Origin of the sequence: Micromonospora sp. KC723, assembly GCF_004348595.1 — a bacterium.
Lineage (GTDB): Bacteria > Actinomycetota > Actinomycetes > Mycobacteriales > Micromonosporaceae > Micromonospora.
Genome location: NZ_SMKD01000053.1, coordinates 1 through 15,674 on the forward strand (window position 1 = coordinate 1; position 15,674 = coordinate 15,674).

Below are 15,674 nucleotides of genomic sequence, written 5' to 3' on the forward strand. Positions count from 1 at the left end.
CGGCAGAGCTGGCGGGGTCGGGGCTGGTGGGCGGTTGACGGTGGCGCAGCTCCGTCGGGAGCGCCGCCAGGGCGACCAGCAGCCCGACCGCGCCGGTAACCGCGAAGCCCCACCACGGGGCCGAGGCGTCGATCACCGCGCCCGCCAGCGGCGCGCCCAGCGCCATGCCGACGGTGACGGCGGAGCCGTACAGGCCCATCGCCTCGCCGCGAACGTTGGCGGGTGCGAGCCGACTCACCGCGTCGGCGGTCGCCGCGAGGGTGGGGGCGCAGAGCGCGCCGGCCGGGACCAGCGCCAGGCAGAGCAGCCACCAGTGGCCACCACCCAACCCGACCGGGATGGTGCAGAGGCTGAGCGCGGCGGCCAGCGCCAGCGGGGAGAACGAGCGCTTGACCGCGCCGTACGCGAAGCCGCCGACCAGCGACGCGACCGCCCACATGGCGAGCACGGCCCCGGTCCAGCCGACCTCCCCGCTGGCCCGCAACACGGCCACCACGGCCACGTCGGTGCCGCCGAGCACCAGGGTGGCCGCCGCGCTGACCGCGAACACGGCGAGCAGGTGGGGCTTCAGCCAGACCCGGCGGGGCACCCGGGATTGCGGTCCGACCGGCTCGTCGACGCTGCGGGTGGGTGGGTTCATGAACCACAGCGCGACACCCGCACCGACCACACCCGCGCCGACCGCCCAGAGCGTGACCCGGGCCGAGACGGCGGTGGCCAGCGCCACCGCGAGCGCCGGCCCCACCATGAACGACAGTTCGACGGACATCGAGTCCAGCGCGTACGCCGGGCGGCGGTGTGCGGGCGGGGCCAGCGCGGCGATCGACTGGCGGATCACCGAGAAGACCGGCAGGGCGAGCAGGCCGGCCAGGAAGGCGGCGGGCAGCAGCACCGGGTACGGCAGGGCCGGGGCACTCGCCCAGAACGCCGCCTCGGCGACGGTGGTGAGGGCGAGCACGGGACGCAGGCCGTGCCGGTCGACCAGGCGGCCGAGCAGCGGTGAGCCGACCGCCGCGCCCACGGTCAGCGCGGCGCCGACCAGGCCGGCCGCGCCGTAGCCGCGGCCGAGGTCGAGCACGACGAAGAAGGTGAGCGTCACCCCGGTCGCGGTGAGCGGGATGCGCGCCAGCACGGACACCAGCAGCAACGGCCGGAGCCCGGGCAGGGCCAGTGCCTGGCGGTAAGGCGTAAGGTTCATGATGGTCCGTACCTCCGGCGGCCATCCTTCGCCTGGGGTACGACATCGGCAAGCCGATAACCGCTCAGGCGGCGCGAATCACCGCTTCGCCCTGGAGCCGCACCCCGGCGTCCGCCATCTCCCGCAGCGCGCCGTCGAGGGTCTGCGGCGCGACGGCGGCGGTGAGGTCGAGCAGCACGGTGGTGTCGAAGCCCTCCCGCGCCGAGTCCAACGCGGTGGCCCGGACGCAGTGGTCGGTGGCGATGCCCACCAGGTCGACCCGGTCCACCTCGTGGCGGCGCAGCCAGTCCGCCAGGCACTCGCCGTCGTCGGCGTGCCCCTCGAAACCGGAGTACGCGGCGGCGTGCTCACCCTTGTGGAAGATCGCTTCCACCCGGCTGGTCTCCAGCTCCGGGTGGAACTCGGAGCCGGCGGTGCCCACCACGCAGTGCCGGGGCCAGGAGTCGACGAAGTTCGGCGGGTCGCCGAAGTGCGACCCGGGGTCGATGTGGAAGTCCTTGGTCGCCACCACGTGGTCCCAGCGCCCGGGGTCGGCGGCGAGCAGCCGGGAGATCCCGGCGGCCACGCCGGCGCCACCGCCGACAGCGAGCGAGCCGCCCTCGCAAAAGTCGTTCTGCACGTCCACGATGATCAAGGCGTTGGCCATCGGATCGCCTCCCTCAGCTCGTCGGTATAACGGTGACCGGGATGGCCGGGTCGCCGGCGGAGAGCTTCAATCCCTCCCACGGGATGGAGATCAGGCACTGCCGCAGGTGCTCCCGGGACTCCTCCAGCGAGGGCAACGCGACCGGCTCCCCGTCCACGACGAAGGAGTGTTGCAGCAGCCGGTCGTTGGGCTGCCGGTCGGGCACGCCCTGCGGCACGATGATCTCCTCGGTGGCGGTGCCCGTCGGCTTGTGCCGGCGTACCGCGACCTTCCGGCCGCCGATGGTGGCCTTGTGCTCGGAACGCTTGACCACCGGGCGTCCCTCCACCTCGACGAGCTTGTAGACCAGGCCGGCGGTGGGGGCGCCCGAGCCGGTGACCACGGCGGTGCCGGCGCCGTACATGTCGACCGGCTCGGCGGCGAGGGCCGCGATGGCGTACTCGTCCAGGTCACCCGAGACGATGATCTTGGTCTCGGTGGCGCCCAGGGAATCCAGCAGCTCCCGGGACTGCTGGGCGATCACCGCCAGGTCGCCGGAGTCGATGCGGACCGCCCGCAGCTCCGGCCCGGCCACCTCGATCGCGGTCCGGATGCCCTGACTGATGTCGTACGTGTCGACCAGCAGCGTGGTGTCCTTGCCGAGGGTGGCCACCTGCGAGGCGAACGCCGCCCGCTCGTCGTCGTGCAGCAGGGTGAACGCGTGCGCGGCGGTGCCGGCGGTGGGGATGCCGTAGCGCCGCCCCGCCGCCAGGTTGGAGGTGAACCGGAACCCGGCCAGGTAGGCGGCACGCGCCGCCGCCACCGCGGCCTCCTCGTGCGCCCGCCGGGAACCCATCTCGATGAGGGTGCGGCCACGGGCCGCGGTGACCATCCGGGCAGCCGCCGCGGCCACCGCGCAGTCGTGGTTGAGCACCGACAGCACCAGTGTCTCCAGCACCACGCACTCGGCGAAGCCACCGGAGACGGTGAGGATCGGGGAGCCCGGGAAGAAGAGCTCGCCCTCGGCGTACCCGTCGACGTCGCCGGTGAAGCGGTAGCCGGCCAGCCACTCGGCGGCGGCGTCGTCGACCACCCCGGTACGGCGCAGGAAATCCACCTCGTCGGCCCCGAAACGGAAGTCGTGGATCATCTCCACCAGCCGGGCTGTCCCGGCGACCACCCCGTAGCGGCGCCCTGCCGGCAGCCGCCGGCTGAACACCTCGAAGGCGCAGCGCCGAGCGGCGGTGCCGTCCCGCAGGGCGGCGCTGACCATCGTCAGCTCGTAGTGGTCGGTCAGCAACGCGGGGCGAAAGGTGCTCACGACCCCAGCCTAGAGTTCACTCCCGACTGCCCGCCGTCGTGGCCCGTGATCGAGCGCAGCGCGGCCGGCAGCTCGGCCCGCCCGGTGACGCCCAGCTTGCTGTAGACCCGCTGGAGGTGGTTCTCCACCGTGCGCGTGGACAGGAAGAGCCGTTCGGCGATCACCCGGCTGGTGACCCCGTCGGCGGCCAGCACGGCGATCTGCCGCTCCCGGTCGGTCAGGGTCGGGCGCAGCGCCGCCAGCGCCGGCGTGCGGATCTGGTCACAAACACCGAGCAGCGCGCCGAGGCGTTGGTGCGCGGCGGCGGCCGGGGCGGCCCGATCCCGGCGCAACGCCCGCAGCGCGATCGCGGCGGCCTCGCTGGCCCACACGGTCAGGCCCCGCTCGGCGAACGCGTCGGCCACCACCAGCAGGTCGACGCCGTCGTCGTCGACCGCGCCCCGGGCGTACCGGGCGATCAGCGGCGGCAGCGCCCCGTCCACCCGTTCGGAGAGGTCGGTCAGGCGTTGCGCCACCGTGCGACGGCTCCCGTCGGTGCAGGTCGGCCCGACCGGCGCGTCCGCCCAACCGAAGCGGACCAGATCGTGCAGGACCAGCACCTCGTGCGCGGCGAACCCGTCGGCGCGCAGCCGGTCGGCCAGGTCGCCGAGGTGCTTGACCGCGCCGGGCAGATCGCCGCCTGCGGCCAGCACCGCCCCGCGCGCCTGCTCCAGCCAGGGGTAGAGCACCGCCATGCCGGGGGTGTGCACCCGGTCCGCCTCGGCCATCGCCTCCGCCGCCGCTCCGGCCTCGCCCCGCCACGCGGCGGCCTGGGCCCGCTCGGCATGGGCCAGGCCGGCGTAGACCCGGCTGGTCGCCAGCACCGCGCAGGCCCCGAGGCTGGTCTTGAGCGCCTCGCCGCTGCGCCCGCGCAGCCGCGCCGCGTACGCCTGGAGGATCGCCAGGTAACCGGTGCCGAGCCGGAAGTCACCGGCCCCGGCCAGGTCGGCGAACTCGTCGGCGGCGATCGCGTCGATGCCGGCCAGGTCGCCGGAGAGCGCCAGCCGGGTGCCGCGGGCCAGGTCCATCGCCAGCTGCAGGTACGGCATGTCGGCCCGCCAGGCCGGCGCCTCGGCCTGCACCCGCGCGATCGCCGTCGCGCTGTGCCGGAACCGCCCGCGGGCGGCGTCGAGGTGGGCGATGGTGCAGCGGGCCAGCTCCCGCGCCGCCACACCGGCCGCCGGCCGGTCCAGCACCGAGCGGCTCAACCGCAGCGCCTCGGTCACGTCGAGCCGGTGCAACCGCATGATCGCCTCGAAGGCGCGTACCCGGGCCTGGTCGCCGGGGTCGGTCAGCTCGGCGCCCGCCCGGGCGACCTCGTCCACGGTGGACTCCCGGCTCAGCCCCCAGTAGCTGACCATGCCCCGTACGGTCAGCCAGCGGCTACGCCGCCGGTCGTCGGTGACCTCGTCGGCCACCGCGTCGAGCACCCGGATCGCCTCGTCCGACTGGTCGGCGAACATCAGGATGGTGGCGAGCAGTTCCGCCGCGTCGAACCCGCCGTCGACGTCGAGCGCCGCACGGGCCAGCCGGGTCGCGAGCGGTACGTCGTAACGGGCGAACGCCTGTGCGGCGGCCCCCCGCAGCAGCGTGCCGTCCTGGGCGGTGCCGGAGTCCAGTCGCCACACGGCGACCCGGAGCAGGTCGCCCCGCCGCCGCGCGCCGACCGCCTCCAGCAACTCGGCCAGGCGGGCCCGCAGGCGCCTGGTCCGGCTGACCGGACAGTGGCGGCGCATCACCTCGCCGTACAACGGGTGGGCCAGCCGGACGTCGCACCGCCGGTCGTCCTGGACCACCGAGATCAGGCCGCGTTCCTCGGCCAGCTCCACGTCGACCGGGTCGGCGGCCTGGTTGAGCAGGTGCAGCCCGAGGGGCTCGCCGAAGGCGACCAGCTCCACCACGGCGCGCACGCCGGGCTCCAGGCGGCCGATCCGGGTGTCGATCAGGTCGGTGAGGCTGGGGGCCAGCTCCAGCCGCCCAGTCCACCGCCACACCCCGTAGCGGCGGTCCAGTTCGCCACCGCCGGCCGCCGCGTGGACCAGCTCGCGCAGGAGCAGCGGGTTGCCGGCGGAGAGTCTGGAGAGCCGGTCGGCGGAGCAGGCGTCGACCGGGCCGTCCAGGATGGCGGCGAGCAGGTTGGTGGTCTCGGTCGCCCCCAGCGGCGCCAGCTCGACGTGCGCCACCAGGTCGTCGGTCCAGAGTGCCCGAATCGGCAGCGGGATCTGCTCGCCGTTGCGCAGCGTCCCGAGCACGACGGTGTTCTCCTGCCGCGCGAGCAGGTGGACCAGCGCCGCCGACGGCGGGTCGAGCAGGTGGGCGTCGTCGATGGCCAGCACGACCCGCCGGCCGGCGGCCTGTTCCTGGAGCACCTCGACCGCCCAGCGCAGGACGCCGGCGGGAGAGAGCCCCTGGGGCTGCTCGGCGGGGAGGACCTGGGCCAGCCCGCCGAACGGCAGGGCGGCGGTGGCGGTGCTGGCCGCGACGTACCAGATCGCGTAGCGGTCGGCGGGCAGGGCCGCCACACCCTCCCGCAGCAACCGGCTCTTGCCGATGCCCGCCGTGCCGCTGAAGAAGAGCCCGCGTCCCTCGACCCCTTCCACCGCCGATCGCAGACGGTCAAGTTCATCCGTTCGGCCGACGAAACACCACCGACTCATCGGAGCAGCATATCGACGGAAATCCGTCCGCGCGGGCACCGTCACGCTGCGAAGTTGAGTAATCTAACGGTTACCGGTGAGTATCCCGGATGTTCCGTACCAGTCGGTAGAAGCCTTTACCCTTCCGGCATCCGGGTGCCACCGCATCCGACGGTTCCGGCGGGCGCCGCACCGCCCGCCCTCACCGGGAGCTGCCGATGAGATCCGGTCCACTCCCCGGGATCGACGTGCCTGGCGACGTGCCCGACGAATCGGGCCGGACGGGAGCCCTGGCCCGCTGCGGGCCACTGCCGACCCGGCTCGGGGTCACCGAGCCCGGTCCGGACGAGCCGCTCACCGTGGTCGCCGCCGGGCCGGCCGGCGCCGCCCGGCGCGAGGTGCTCGCCGCCCTGCTCGGCGTCCCCGCCGGCATGCTCGCCGTGCCGGCGGGCAGCACGCTGCTCATCCGGTACGCCCGGGTCGCCACCCGCGCCGCGTACGTGCCGGGCTACCGGCAGCCGCACTCCTACGGGGCGGACCAGGCGGCTGCCGGTCCCGCCCTGGCCCGGCCTCCGCGGCGGGTCGAGTTGAGCCTGCCGCAGCCGCTGCTGCGGTACTTCGGGGTGCTCGACACGCCGGACACCGACACCCTCGGTGTCGCCGGCGGGCGGGTGCTCCTGGACGCGGTGGGCCGCGGCGGCGCGCTGCTCTTCGTGATCGGTGCCGACCAGGCGTTCGGCGCCGCGGAACTGCACCTGCTCGCCGAGGTGGCCCGGGCCCGCGTGCAGGTCGTGTTCGTGGTCACCCCGGGCGCGGGCGGCTGGTCGCCGGTCGAGCCGGTCGAGCCGGTCGAGCCGCCGCCACCGGCAGGCGACGCGGCCCCGGTCGATCCGGCGGAGGTCGCCGTCGAGGCGCACCGGGCGGCGCTGCTGGCCGCCGTGCCGGCCCTGGCCGACGCGCGCTGGTTCCCGGTTCACCGCGCACGGCATCCCGACCTGCGACGCGCCCTGACCGGGTGGGCCGCCGGCGAGGGGCTGCGGCGGGGAAGTCTCCAGCCGCCGGTGCTGCCCGGCGCGCACGGCCGGGTGCCCATCCGGCCGGACGTCGACGCCGGTGGCTGGTCGGAGTGGCTGGAACGGCAGACCCGCACCTGCGCCCGCAGCATCCGTCAGCACCTCGCGCTGGAACTCGCCAACACCCACCTGCGGGTGGTCCAGGAGATCGTCTTCGGGGTGGGCTGCGCGGGCCTGCCGCAACTGCTCGACCGGGAGATGGAGGCGCTCTCGCTGCTGGCCACCCTCCAGTGCGACCACGCCGTGCGCGGCATCATCGACGAGGCCACCGCGCGGGTCTTCGGCGCTCCGGTGGCCCAGGGGGTCCGCCGGCGGATTACCGCCGCCGTCCACTGGGGCCTGGCCGAGCCGTCGCCGGGCCCGAACCTGGCCCGGGTGCTCCTGGTGACCAGCACCGCCGGGGTGGGTGATCTCACCGGCGCGGGCGCGATCGACGCCCTTGCCGGTCATCCCGGCCCGGCGCGCGCCGAGGTGCTGCCGCCGGTGGCGGTCGCGCTCTCCGGCGGATGTTGGCAACACTGGCGCAGCCCCGGCAACGACGACCAGGGCAGCGCCCGGTCCTGGGCGCAGCGGGCGCTGCGCGAGGTCGAGCTGGAACTGTCCCGCGAGTTGTCCCGCCGGTTCGAGGCCGTCCGGCTGTCGCTCGGCGCGGTGCTCTCCGATGCGCTCGACCACGGCATCCTGCTCGCCTGATCCGGTGTGGCCCGTGCCGCCGGACGCTCCGGTCGCCACCGTCCGGGAAGGTGATCCGGGCGGCCCCGGCGTTCCGGTTCATCGGATCGGCGGATCCGGTGGCACGATGGGGGGCATGGCGGCTCCACAGGTTGCACCGGTCGAGACGCCGGACACCGACGAGGTGCCGGTCTCGGACCGGCCTTGGGTGACGATTGTCTGGGACGACCCGGTGAATCTCATGACGTACGTGACCTGGGTTTTCCAGAAGCTCTTCGGGTACAGCCGGGAGAAGGCCGAGAAACTCATGCTGGACGTGCACCACAAGGGCAAGGCCGTGGTGTCGACAGGTGCCCGGGAGCGGATGGAGCACGACGCGTCGCAGTTGCACGCGTACGGGCTGTGGGCGACGGTGGAACGCTCGTGAGCATGTTCCGCCGCCAGGGCGACCGTTACGTCGCCACCTTCGCCGTCGACGAGGTGCGCGTGCTGCGCAAGGTCGCCTCCGAGGTGGTCGGGCTGCTCACCGACGGGTTCGACCACACCGACCCGGTCGTCGGGCGGCTCTTCCCCGACGCGTACCCGGACGACCCGGCCGGCACGGCGGAGTTCCGCCGGTACACCGAGGGCGACCTGAAGACCGCCAAGATCGACCAGGCGGGGGCGATCCTGGCCGCGTTGCCGGACGCCGCCGGCGGCGAGGTGCGGCTCGACGCCGAGGCGGCCGAGGCATGGCTGCGGGCGCTCAACGACGCCCGGCTGGCGATGGGTGTCCGGCTGGAGATCAAGGACGGCACCGACCTGAGCGAGGAGCTCGACGAGGCGGTCGCCGAGGACCCGACCTCGTCCCGGGTGTTCCAGCTGTCGGTCTACGCGTACCTGGGTTATCTCCAGGAGTCCCTGCTCAACGCGCTGATCGACTGAAGTGTGACGGTCGCCGCCTCGCCGGGTGCGGGCGGGGGGCGCTAGGCTGGGGCACGTGCTGAGCATCGACCGGTCGATCGTCGAGGCGATCGTCGCCCACGCGCGTCGGGACCACCCCGACGAGGCGTGCGGCGTGGTCGCCGGTCCCGCCGGCAGCGACACCCCCACCCGGCACATCCCGATGGACAACGCCGCGCGCTCGATGACCTTCTACGAGTTCGACTCGATGGAGCAGCTGCGCGTGTGGCGGGAGATGGACGACCGCGACGAGGAACCGGTCGTCATCTACCACTCGCACACCGCGACGGAGGCGTACCCGTCCCGCACGGACATCTCCTTCGCCGGCGAGCCCGGGGCCCACTACCTGCTGGTCTCCACCCGCGAGCCCGACACGGAGGAGATCCGCTCCTTCCGGATCGTCGACGGCGTGGTGACCGAGGAGCCGGTGCGGATCGTGGACGCCGCCGTTGACCCGCACGCGGTGCAGTCCTACATGTTCGGGCAGAGCCCGGCGACGGTCGACTACGAGTGTTCCGGCCGCTGACCCCTCAGCGCCGTCCCACCCGTTCCGTCCCGTCACCGAAGCACACCCGACCAAGGAGCACGACATCATGGCCATCGAGGTTCGCATCCCCACCATCCTGCGCAGCTACACCGGCGGCGCGAAGGTCGTCGAGGGCGCCGGGGACACCCTGGGCGACCTGCTCACCGACCTGGACTCCCGGCACGCCGGCCTGAAGGCCCGGCTGGTCACCGACGCCGGCGCGCTGCACCGCTTCGTCAACGTCTACGTCAACGACGAGGACGTCCGCTTCCTCGGCGCGCTGGACGCCAAGCTCAACGACGGCGACAGCGTGACCGTCCTGCCCGCGGTCGCCGGTGGCGCGTTCGGCTTCGCGGCGGTAGCCGCGATCAGCCAGCACCGTGCCGCTGCCGCCGGGCGTGTGGCGCACGACGCGGCCGTCGTCGCCCGCTGACGGCGGCCGTCATGGCGCGGTACGACAGCCTGCTCGACGCCTGCGGCGGCACCCCCCTGGTGGGGCTGCCCCGGCTCTCGCCGACGGTGCCCGACGGGGCGCCGCCGGTGCGGCTGTGGGCCAAGCTGGAGGACCGGAACCCGACCGGCAGCATCAAGGACCGCGCGGCCCTGTTCATGGTCCGCGCGGCCGAGGAGGCCGGCCGGCTCCGCCCCGGGGACACCATCCTGGAACCGACCAGCGGCAACACCGGCATCTCCCTGGCGATGGTGGCCAAGCTGCGCGGCTACCGGCTGGTCTGCGTGATGCCGGAGAACGTCTCGACCGAGCGGGTGCAGTTGCTCCGGATGTACGGCGCGGAGATCATCTTCTCGCCGGCCGCCGGTGGCTCGAACCAGGCCGTCGCGACCGCCAAGCAGATCGCGGCCGAGCACCCGGACTGGGTGATGCTCTACCAGTACGGCAACGAGGCCAACGCCCGGGCACACTACGAGACGACCGGGCCGGAACTGCTGCACGACCTGCCCACGATCACCCACTTCGTGGCGGGTCTGGGCACCACCGGCACGCTGATGGGCACGGGTCGGTACCTACGCGAGAAGGTCGACGGCATCCAGGTCGTCGCCGCCGAGCCGCGCTACGGCGAACTGGTCTACGGCCTGCGCAACATCGACGAGGGGTACGTCCCGGAGCTATACGACGCCACGGTGCTGAACCGGCGCTTCTCCGTCGGCACCCGGGACGCCGTCCTGCGTACCCGGCAGTTGGTGGAGGTGGAGGGGATCTTCGCCGGTTTCTCCACCGGGGCGATCCTGCACGCCGCGCTCGCCGTGGCACACGAGGCGGTACGCGAGGGACGCCGGGCCGACGTGGCCTTCGTGGTCTGCGACGGCGGCTGGAAGTACCTGTCGACCGGTGCCTACGGCGGCACCCTGGCCGACGCCGAGGACGCCCTCGAAGGTCAGCTCTGGGCGTGAGCGCCCGACCACGCGGCCGGCGGGCGGGACCACCGCCGGCCGCGTGGGTGTCACGTTGATGACAAGTTCCAGCAGATGATTCTTGCCCCGCCGTCGCTGCGCGTAGGCTGCCGAGCGTGGCGTACGCGTCGGTAGAGATCATCGGCGGTACTGACACCGGCGTGTCGACTACGGTGAGTGACAGCGGGGCGACCGGATGAGACTGATGGTGCTCGGCTGCGCGGGCAGCTTCCCCGGCCCCGAGTCCCCCTGCTCCGCCTACCTGATCGAGGCGGAGGGGTTCCGGCTGCTGGTGGACTTCGGCTCCGGGGCGCTGTCGACCCTCCAGCGCTACGCGGGCCTGCACGCCCCGGACGCCATCCTCCTCACCCACCTGCACTGCGACCACATCCTCGACGCCGCGTCGTACGTGGTGGTCCGCCGGTACGCCCCGGACGGCCCGTATCCGCCGCTGCCGGTGTACGCCCCCTCCGGTGCTCCGGACCGGCTCGCCGCCGTGTACGGCCAGGAGGACAACACCGTCGAGGACGTCTACCAGTTCTACAGCCTCCAGCCGGGCACCTTCCCCATCGGCCCGTTCACCGTCACCGTGGACCGGATGAACCATCCCGTCGAGACGTACGGCGTGCGGCTGGAACACGGCGGCCGGGTGCTCTGCTACTCCTCGGACACCGCCCCCTGCGAATCCCTGCTGCGGCTGGCGCAGGGCGCTGACGTCTTCCTCTGCGAGGCCAGCTACCTGGACGGCGTCGAGAACCCGCCGGACCTGCACCTGACCGGCCGGGAGGCCGGCGAGGCCGCCACCAAGGCGGGGGTGGGCCGGCTGTTGCTGACCCATCTGGTGGTGGCCTGGGGCAGCGAGTCGCACACCGTCGAGGCGGCGTCGTCGGCGTACGCGGGGCCGGTGGAAGTGGTCCGGGCCGGGGCCGCGTACGACGTCTGAGACACGGGCTACGGGCCGGGGGCACCCGGCAGCGGGTCGATCATCCGACCGCATAGGGTGCAGGGATGGCGCGACCTGACGGGCGGCTGCCCGACCACCTTCGACCGGTGACCCTGACCCGGGGCTGGAGCACCCATCCGGAGGGTTCCGTGCTCGTCGAGTTCGGCGACACCCGGGTGCTCTGCACCGCCAGCGTCACCGAGGGCGTGCCCCGCTGGCGCAAGGGCTCCGGGCTCGGTTGGGTGACCGCCGAGTACGCGATGCTGCCCCGGGCCACGAACACCCGCTCCGACCGGGAGAGCGTCCGCGGGAAGGTCGGTGGCCGCACCCACGAGATCTCCCGGCTGATCGGCCGGAGCCTGCGCGCCAGCATCGACCTGAAGGCGCTCGGCGAGAACTCGATCGTGCTCGACTGCGACGTGCTCCAGGCCGACGGCGGCACCCGCACGGCCGCGATCACCGGCGCGTACGTGGCGTTGCACGACGCGGTGACCTGGCTGGCCGCCCGCCGGTCGCTGGCCGGGAAGCCGGAGAAGGTCATGCACCGGTCGGTGGCCGCGGTGAGCGTCGGCATCGTCGCCGGCGAGCCGAGGCTGGACCTGAACTACGCCGAGGACGTCGCCGCCGAGGTGGACATGAACGTGGTCTGCACCGGCACCGGCGACTTCGTCGAGGTGCAGGGGACCGGGGAGGACGGCGTCTTCTCCCGAAGGCAGTTGGACGCGCTGCTCGACCTGGGTCTGGCAGGCTGTCTGGAACTGGCCGAGGCGCAGCGCAAGGCGCTCTCGTCGTGAGCGCGACGGGTTGGCCCGCGCGCCTGGTAGTCGCGAACGAAGGTGACCCATCATGAACAAGGTCCTGCTCGCCACCCGTAACCGCAAGAAGCTCGTCGAGCTCCAGCGGATTCTCGACGGGGCGCTCGGCGCACACCGGATCGCCCTGGTCGGGCTGGACGACGTCGAGGAGTACCCGGAGCTGCCGGAGAGCGGCCTGACCTTCGGCGAGAACGCCCTGATCAAGGCGCGGGAGGGTTGCCGGCGGACCGGCCTGCCGACCATCGCCGACGACTCCGGCATCGCCGTGGACGCGCTCAACGGCATGCCGGGGGTGTTCAGCGCCCGGTGGGCCGGCCGGCACGGCGACGACCGGGCCAACCTCCAGCTCCTGCTCGACCAGATCGCCGACCTGCCGGACGAGCACCGCGGCGCGTCGTTCGTCTGCACCGTCGCGCTGGTGCTGCCCGGCGGCAAGGAGCACCTGGTCGACGGCCGGCAGAGCGGTCGGCTGCTGCGCGCGCCACGCGGCGAGGGCGGCTTCGGATACGACCCGATCTTCCTCGGCGACGGCCAGGAGCGGACCAACGCCGAGCTGACCCCGGACGAGAAGGACGCGATCAGCCACCGCGGCAAGGCGCTGCGCGAGCTGGCCAAGCTGGTCGCGAAGGTGCTCCCGCAGGTCTGATTCGGCTGCGCCCGCCCCGGCCGCGTCGTGAGCCGGGGCGGGACACGATTGGTTCACCCGAGCGGGCCGACCTCCCGTTCGATCGCCGCCCGCAGCTCCGGTCCGGCCAGCACCGTCCGGGCCGCCTCCAGCACCGGGGCGAGGAAGACGTCCGGCCCCGGTTCGCCGGCGATCCCGCCCAGCGCGGCGACGGCCTCCCGCCCGGCCGGGGACGGCGTCAGCGGCGCGCGCAGCTGCAACCCGCGTACGGCGGCCAGCAACTCCACCGCGAGCAGGCTGGTCAGGTTGTCCAGCACGGCACGCAGCTTCTTGGTCGCCGCCCAGCCCATCGAGACGTGGTCCTCCTGCATGCCGCTGGTGGGCAACGAGTCGACCGAGGCGGGCGCGGCGAGCCGGCGGTTCTCCGCGACGATCCCGGCGGCCGTGTACTGGGCGATCATCAGCCCGGAGTTGACCCCGGCGTCGGGGGACAGGAACGCCGGCAGGTCCCGGTTGCGGGCCACGTCCAGCAGCCGGTCGACCCGGCGCTCGGCGATCGCGCCCACCTCGGCTGCGGCGATGGCCAGGTAGTCGGCGGCGAAACCGAGCGGCGCGCCGTGGAAGTTGCCGGTGGACTCGACCCGCCCGTCCGGCAGCACCACCGGGTTGTCCACCACCGACAGCAGCTCCCGGGCCGCGACCGTCTCGGCGAAGTCGAGGGTGTCCCGGGCCGCGCCGGCCACCTGCGGCGCGCACCGCATCGAGTACGCGTCCTGCACGGCGTGGGCCAGGTCGTCGCGGTGCGAGTCCATCACCGCCGAGTCCTGCAACAGCCGGTGGATGTTCGCCGCCGACGCCGCCTGCCCGGGGTGCGGCCGGATGGCGTGCAGCTCCGGCAGGAACGGCCGTTCCGAGCCGAGCATCGCCTCGATCGCCAACGCCGCCGTCACGTCGGCCATGGTGAACAGGTGCCGGGCGTCCTGGATGGCCAGCAGCAGCATGCCGAGCATCCCGTCGGTGCCGTTGATCAGGGCCAGCCCTTCCTTGGCGGCCAACGCGACCGGCGCCAGCCCGGTCCGGCGCAGCGCGTCGGCGGCGGGCACCCGCTCGCCGGCCGGGCCGAGCACCCAACCCTCGCCGAGCAGCACCAGCGCGCAGTGGGCCAGCGGCGCCAGGTCGCCGGAGGCACCGAGCGAGCCGTGCTCCGGCACCCACGGGGTGACCTCGTGGTTGAGCAGGTCGACCAGGGCCTGGGCGACCAACGGCCGCACGCCGGAGCGGCCGAGCGCGAGGGAGCGTACCCGCAGCAGCATCATCGCCCGGACCACCTCGCGGGGCATCGGGGCGCCGATCCCGGCGGCGTGCGAGCGGATCAGCGCGTGCTGGAGTTCGGCCCGCCGCCCGGGTGCGACGAACGTGTTGGCCAGGGCGCCGAAACCGGTGGAGACGCCGTACACGGGACGGCCGGCGGCCTCGATGCCGTCCACGATGGACCGGCTAGCCGCCATCGCCTCGACGGTCGACGGGGCGAGAACGACCTTGGCGGCGCCCCGTGCCACGGCGAGCACGTCGGCGGGGGAGATCCCGGCGGGCTGGACAGTCACGTTCGTCATTGCGGCACTCCGTGGTGCAGGACCCGGCGGATCAGGGGAACACCGGGCCGGTAGGCCAGGTGCAGGTGGGACGGGGCGTCGAGGATCATCAGGTCGGCCCGAGCGCCGGGCCGCAGCACGCCGACGTCGTCGCGGCGCAGCGCCCGCGCCCCGCCGGCGGTCGCCGCCCAGACGGCCTCCGCCGGGGTCATCCGCATCTCGCGTACGGCGAGCGCCACGCAGAACGGCATCGACGAGGTGTACGACGAGCCGGGGTTGCAGTCGGTGGCCAGCGCCACGGTGACCCCCGCGTCGAGCAGCCGACGCGCGTCCGGGTACGGCGAACGGGTGGAGAACTCGGCGCCGGGCAGCAGGGTGGCGACCGTGGTGGTCACCGCCCCGGACGTCCAGTCCACGCTGGTCGAGGCGAGGGCGTCGACGTCGGCGTCGGTCAGGTGGGTGCAGTGGTCGACGCTGGCCGCGCCGAGCTCCACCCCGAGTCGCACGCCCGGCCCGGGGCCGAGCTGGTTGGCGTGCACCCGCGCGCCCAACCCGACCGCCTGCCCGCAGGCGAGGATCGCCCGGGCGTGGTCGACGTCGAACGCCCCCCGCTCGCAGAACACGTCGATCCAGCGGGCGTACGGGGCGGCGGCGGCGAGCATCGGCCCGCAGACCAGGCCCACGTAGTCGTCCGGTCGGTCGGCGTACTCGGTCGGGACCACGTGCGCGCCGAGGAAGGTGGTGTCCTCGCTGACCTCGGCGGCGATCCGCAGCGAGCGGGCCTCGTCGGCGACGGTGAGCCCGTACCCGCTCTTGATCTCCAAGGTGGTGGTGCCCTGGCGCATCGCCTCGCCGCGGAGCCGGCGTACCGTGGCCCGCAACTCGTCGTCGGTCGCCGCGCGGGTCGCCCCGACGGTGGTGCGGATGCCGCCCCCGGTGTACGGCTGGCCGGCCATCCGGGCGGCGAACTCGGCAGCCCGGTCCCCGGCGAAGACCAGGTGCGCGTGGCTGTCCACGAAACCCGGCAGCACCGCCCCGCCCTCGGCGTCGATCCGCCGGTCGGCGGCGGGCGCGTCCCGGGCCGGCCCGGTCCAGACCACCTGCCCGTCCTCGACCAGCAGCGCGGCGTCCCGGCGCAGGCCCAGCGGGCCGTCCCCGTCGGCGACGTTGGTGACCAACTCTCCGATGTTGTCCACCAGCAGGCTGCCGGTGCCCCGGGCCGCCCGTCCGACGGGTGGGCCCGGCCTGGTCACCCGG

15 protein-coding genes are annotated in these 15,674 nt (G+C 73.9%); 9 read left to right on the forward strand and 6 right to left on the reverse strand.

Annotated features, from left to right (window positions below; genetic code table 11):
* The 4 genes from E1165_RS14175 to E1165_RS14190 all read right to left on the reverse strand — a co-directional run.
* A partial coding sequence (locus E1165_RS14175) for an MFS transporter (RefSeq protein WP_132391594.1) occupies positions 1-1,198 on the reverse strand: 1,198 nt, incomplete at its 3' end.
* 64 nt (positions 1,199-1,262) lie between these two features.
* Positions 1,263-1,844 carry an isochorismatase family protein gene (locus E1165_RS14180; RefSeq protein WP_132391596.1) on the reverse strand — a complete coding sequence of 194 codons (582 nt, stop codon included), beginning with the start codon at positions 1,842-1,844 and terminating at the stop codon, positions 1,263-1,265.
* 13 nt (positions 1,845-1,857) lie between these two features.
* Positions 1,858-3,144 (reverse strand): nicotinate phosphoribosyltransferase, encoded by a 1,287-nt coding sequence (locus E1165_RS14185; RefSeq protein ID WP_132391598.1) that lies wholly within the window; start codon positions 3,142-3,144, stop codon positions 1,858-1,860.
* A complete protein-coding gene (locus E1165_RS14190) occupies positions 3,141-5,840 on the reverse strand; it encodes a LuxR C-terminal-related transcriptional regulator (RefSeq protein ID WP_132391600.1) in 2,700 nt (899 codons plus the stop codon). The genes E1165_RS14185 and E1165_RS14190 overlap by 4 nt, the downstream gene beginning before the upstream one ends.
* Before the next feature lie 197 nt (positions 5,841-6,037).
* Between E1165_RS14190 and E1165_RS14195 the strand changes: the two genes are divergently transcribed.
* The 9 genes from E1165_RS14195 (at position 6,038) to rdgB (ending at position 12,846) form a co-directional block, all read left to right on the forward strand.
* Complete coding sequence (locus E1165_RS14195; RefSeq protein WP_132391602.1) at positions 6,038-7,585, forward strand: hypothetical protein; 1,548 nt, start codon at positions 6,038-6,040, stop codon at positions 7,583-7,585.
* A 115-nt stretch (positions 7,586-7,700) separates the two neighbouring features.
* Entirely contained in the window at positions 7,701-7,991 is a 291-nt protein-coding gene (clpS, locus tag E1165_RS14200; RefSeq protein ID WP_088979582.1) for an ATP-dependent Clp protease adapter ClpS, read from the forward strand.
* 2 nt (positions 7,992-7,993) lie between these two features.
* Positions 7,994-8,488, forward strand: coding sequence for a DUF2017 domain-containing protein (locus tag E1165_RS14205; protein ID WP_207916883.1), 495 nt, complete (start codon positions 7,994-7,996; stop codon positions 8,486-8,488).
* A gap of 55 nt (positions 8,489-8,543) precedes the next feature.
* Positions 8,544-9,032 carry a Mov34/MPN/PAD-1 family protein gene (locus E1165_RS14210; RefSeq protein WP_088977704.1) on the forward strand — a complete coding sequence of 163 codons (489 nt, stop codon included), beginning with the start codon at positions 8,544-8,546 and terminating at the stop codon, positions 9,030-9,032.
* Positions 9,033-9,099: 67 nt separating this feature from the next.
* Positions 9,100-9,465 carry a MoaD/ThiS family protein gene (locus E1165_RS14215; protein ID WP_132391606.1) on the forward strand — a complete coding sequence of 122 codons (366 nt, stop codon included), beginning with the start codon at positions 9,100-9,102 and terminating at the stop codon, positions 9,463-9,465.
* Positions 9,466-9,476: 11 nt separating this feature from the next.
* Positions 9,477-10,442: a PLP-dependent cysteine synthase family protein gene (locus tag E1165_RS14220; RefSeq protein WP_132391608.1), complete on the forward strand. Its 966-nt coding sequence runs from the start codon at positions 9,477-9,479 to the stop codon at positions 10,440-10,442.
* Between the two features lie 196 nt (positions 10,443-10,638).
* Positions 10,639-11,385, forward strand: coding sequence for an MBL fold metallo-hydrolase (locus E1165_RS14225; protein ID WP_132391610.1), 747 nt, complete (start codon positions 10,639-10,641; stop codon positions 11,383-11,385).
* 65 nt (positions 11,386-11,450) lie between these two features.
* Positions 11,451-12,179 (forward strand): ribonuclease PH, encoded by a 729-nt coding sequence (rph, locus tag E1165_RS14230; protein WP_132391612.1) that lies wholly within the window; start codon positions 11,451-11,453, stop codon positions 12,177-12,179.
* A 52-nt stretch (positions 12,180-12,231) separates the two neighbouring features.
* Entirely contained in the window at positions 12,232-12,846 is a 615-nt protein-coding gene (rdgB, locus tag E1165_RS14235) for an RdgB/HAM1 family non-canonical purine NTP pyrophosphatase (RefSeq protein WP_132391614.1), read from the forward strand.
* Positions 12,847-12,899: 53 nt separating this feature from the next.
* Here the strand turns inward: rdgB and hutH are convergent, their stop codons facing one another.
* The gene (gene hutH / locus E1165_RS14240) at positions 12,900-14,438 is read right to left on the reverse strand and encodes a histidine ammonia-lyase (protein ID WP_132391616.1); all 1,539 of its coding nucleotides are present in this window, start codon (positions 14,436-14,438) and stop codon (positions 12,900-12,902) included.
* Positions 14,435-15,670 carry an imidazolonepropionase gene (hutI, locus tag E1165_RS14245; RefSeq protein WP_132391646.1) on the reverse strand — a complete coding sequence of 412 codons (1,236 nt, stop codon included), beginning with the start codon at positions 15,668-15,670 and terminating at the stop codon, positions 14,435-14,437. Before hutI ends, hutH begins: the two co-directional genes overlap by 4 nt.
* Positions 15,671-15,674 lie beyond the last annotated feature (4 nt).